Below are 3,179 nucleotides of genomic sequence, written 5' to 3' on the forward strand. Positions count from 1 at the left end.
GATGGCCAGTGAGCCAGAGGAGAAAAACATGCCAGAATTAAATGCTGCCCTTGCTGATCGTTTTAACACACGATTGGCCCAGATTTTACCATCACCAATTCGAGTAGTGGACCAAAAGTTTTCTGCCATCGACGGCATTTTAAAGTTGACACTTGGTGAGCCTGATTTTGCTGTACCAATGCACATTAAGGACGCTGCCAAAGCTGCGATTGATGAAGACGACTCACACTACGCTGCGCCACATGGGCATTTGGCTTTACGTGAAGCAATTAGTGACTACCTGGTTGAACGGTTTGATACACCACGTTACGAGCCAAACGGCGAAGTGGTAGTGACGGTGGGTGCTTCGGAAGCGTTGTTCGCGACGATGAATGCGCTGTTTAATGCGGGTGATGAAATTATTATCCCAACGCCAACTTTCCCAATGTATGAAGCAATCGCTAATATCATTGGCCTGGAAGTGATTGGCATCAACACCGCACCTGATTTTGTATTGACGCCAGAAAAACTACAAGCCACGTTAGCTGAACATCCAAATGTGAAGGCCGTGTTGTTCAACTACCCATCAAATCCAACGGGTGTCACTTATACTGGTGCGCAAGTACAGGCAATTGCTGACATTTTGGCTGAACACCAATTGTTGGTCTTGTCTGATGAAATCTATGCCGAGTTAGTTTACGATGGCGAACACGTTTCAATGGCGAAGTTGTTGCCAGAACAAACCATCTTGGTGAGCGGATTATCAAAGTCACATGCGATGACGGGCTACCGTGTGGGTTATGTGGCCGGACCGGCTGCGTTGATGACGCACGTTGGTAAAATGCACCAATTCTTGGTGACGACAGTGCCGGGTCCCATGATGGCAGCGGCCAATGAAGCGTTGCGTCATGGGCGTGCTGATGCGATTGAAATGCGTGATATCTACAAGGAGCGCCGTGATTTGGTAATGGCTGGTCTGGCAGAGGCTGGTTTTACCGCTGCACAACCAGGGGGCGCCTTCTACATTTTCGCGAAGATTCCAGCAAACTTGAACACTGATGATATGGCGTTTGTCTACGACTTAGCGGAAACCGTTAAGCTTGGGATCGCACCGGGATCAATTTTTGGTGCTGGTGGTGAAGGTTATGTGCGTCTATCATACGCAGCCTCAACTGAAGATTTGCAGACGGCGATGGTGCGCTTGAAGCATTACGTCGACCTCAAGGGTTAATGAGAAAACACTAATAATTAATGGCACAACTGATTAATTTCGGCTTGTGCTTTTAATGTACCCAAATTTCGGGTTTTTATTAAAATTTAAGGAGAAAATATTATGTCAGAACGTGAGTACACAGTTGCAATTTTAGGAGCTACCGGCGCGGTTGGTACCCGCTTGATTCAACAATTGGAACAATCAACGATTCCGGTTAAGTCGTTGAAGTTGTTGGCTTCGTCTCGTTCAGCTGGTCAAACCCGCCAATTCCGTGGTTCCGATATCGTGATCGAAGAAGCGCAACCCGAATCATTTGAGGGGGTTGATTTGGTCTTGTCATCAGCCGGCGGTTCTGTGTCAGCCCGCTTGTTGCCTGAAGCGGTTAAGCGTGGGGCTGTGGCTGTGGATAACACGTCATTTTGGCGGATGAACGATAACGTGCCGCTGGTGGTACCCGAGGTTAATGAACAGGCCCTTTATCAACACAATGGAATCGTTGCTAACCCGAACTGCTCAACGATTCAAATGGTCGTCGCACTTGAACCAATCCGTCAAAATTTCGGTTTGAAGCAAGTCGTTGTCTCAACCTACCAAGCTGCGTCTGGGGCGGGGCAATCTGCTTGGAATGAATTGCTGAACCAGGCGCAACAACACTTGAATGGTGAGACCGAAACGGCTGAAATTTTGCCAACCAAGGGTGACAAGAAGCATTACCCATTGGCCTTTAACTTGTTGCCTCAAATTGACGTCTTTGAAGATGAGGGCTACACGCATGAAGAGTACAAAATGATTCATGAGACGAAGAAGATTATGTTGGGTGATAAGAATGCGCCGGACATCAAGGTAACGGCCACGGCCGTTCGTGTACCGGTACCAGTTGGTCACGGGGAGACAGTTTACTTTGAAGTGACCGACAAGGATGGTGCTAGCACAAAGGGCATCCAACAAGCATTGTCGGATGCGCCTGGCGTTGTCTTGGAAGATGATCCGGATCACCAAATTTACCCACAACCAATTAACGCTGAAGGTAAGCGTGATACGTTTGTTGGTCGTGTCCGCCCTGATTTGGAAAATGATGGCAACTACCACATGTGGGTGGTTTCTGATAACTTGTTGAAGGGTGCCGCTTGGAACGCCGTGCAAATTGCAGAGCGTTTGGTAGCCCTTGATCTTGTCCGAGTACCAGCGGGTTCCGCTGAGTTGTTTGCGGACTAAATCTAATGGAAAGCCTGGGGATAATCTCAGGCTTTTTAGTATAAAAAACTTCCTTTTTATAACCATACGCTTATGAAAGCGGTATAATATGTTTCATATTTGAAACAGGGGGCACGCAACGATGGCAATTATTGGTATTCCAAGTAATCACTTGAACCACCCAAATCCAAAGCACCGAACGAATTACGTTGACTATACGCAACAAAATTATACGGCGGCGCTACGTGAAGCTGGCGCATTACCAGTTGTCTTTCCAATGGGTTCACCAGAGGAAGCGGCTGAGTATGTTAATTCAGTAGACGCCGTCCTTTTGATTGGTGGGCAAGACGTTGGACCACTATTTTACGGTGAAGATCCAACGCCACAAATGGGCGAAACAGACCGACAACGCGACTTATTTGAGTTGGCGATTGTCGCAGAGGCACGTAAACAAAACAAGCCTTTGATGGGGATTTGCCGCGGTGCCCAGCTCATTAACGTTGCCTTGGGTGGCACGCTAATTCAAGATATCGACACGCAATATACGCCAGAAAATGGTAATCCAATTGTGAAGCACGACCAATTCCCAGTGAAGTGGTATGAGCCCACGCATCGTTTGGATGTATTGCCAGATAACTTTTTGACGGGTACGTTGGGTGATAATCCAATTGTGAACTCATTCCACCACCAAGGTATTAAGCAGTTGGGCGCAGATTTGCAACCTGCTGCGTTTGCGAGCGATGGGACGGTTGAAGCGTATCAGAATTCGGATGCATCTGTCCGCGCTGTGCAA

General features: G+C 47.8%; 3 protein-coding genes. All 3 read left to right on the forward strand.

Annotated features, from left to right (window positions below; genetic code table 11):
• Nucleotides 1-1,210: aminotransferase class I/II-fold pyridoxal phosphate-dependent enzyme (locus WEIDD23_RS09640; RefSeq protein WP_010374103.1), on the forward strand; the 1,210-nt coding region annotated here is incomplete at its 5' end.
• Between the two features lie 102 nt (nucleotides 1,211-1,312).
• Nucleotides 1,313-2,407, forward strand: a complete 1,095-nt coding sequence (locus tag WEIDD23_RS09645; protein ID WP_010374101.1) for an aspartate-semialdehyde dehydrogenase — start codon at nucleotides 1,313-1,315, stop codon at nucleotides 2,405-2,407.
• Nucleotides 2,408-2,528: 121 nt separating this feature from the next.
• Nucleotides 2,529-3,179: gamma-glutamyl-gamma-aminobutyrate hydrolase family protein (locus WEIDD23_RS09650; protein WP_062358939.1), on the forward strand; the 651-nt coding region annotated here is incomplete at its 3' end.

Origin of the sequence: Weissella sp. DD23 (assembly GCF_001579105.1) — a bacterium.
Classification (GTDB): Bacteria; Bacillota; Bacilli; order Lactobacillales; family Lactobacillaceae; genus Weissella; species Weissella cibaria.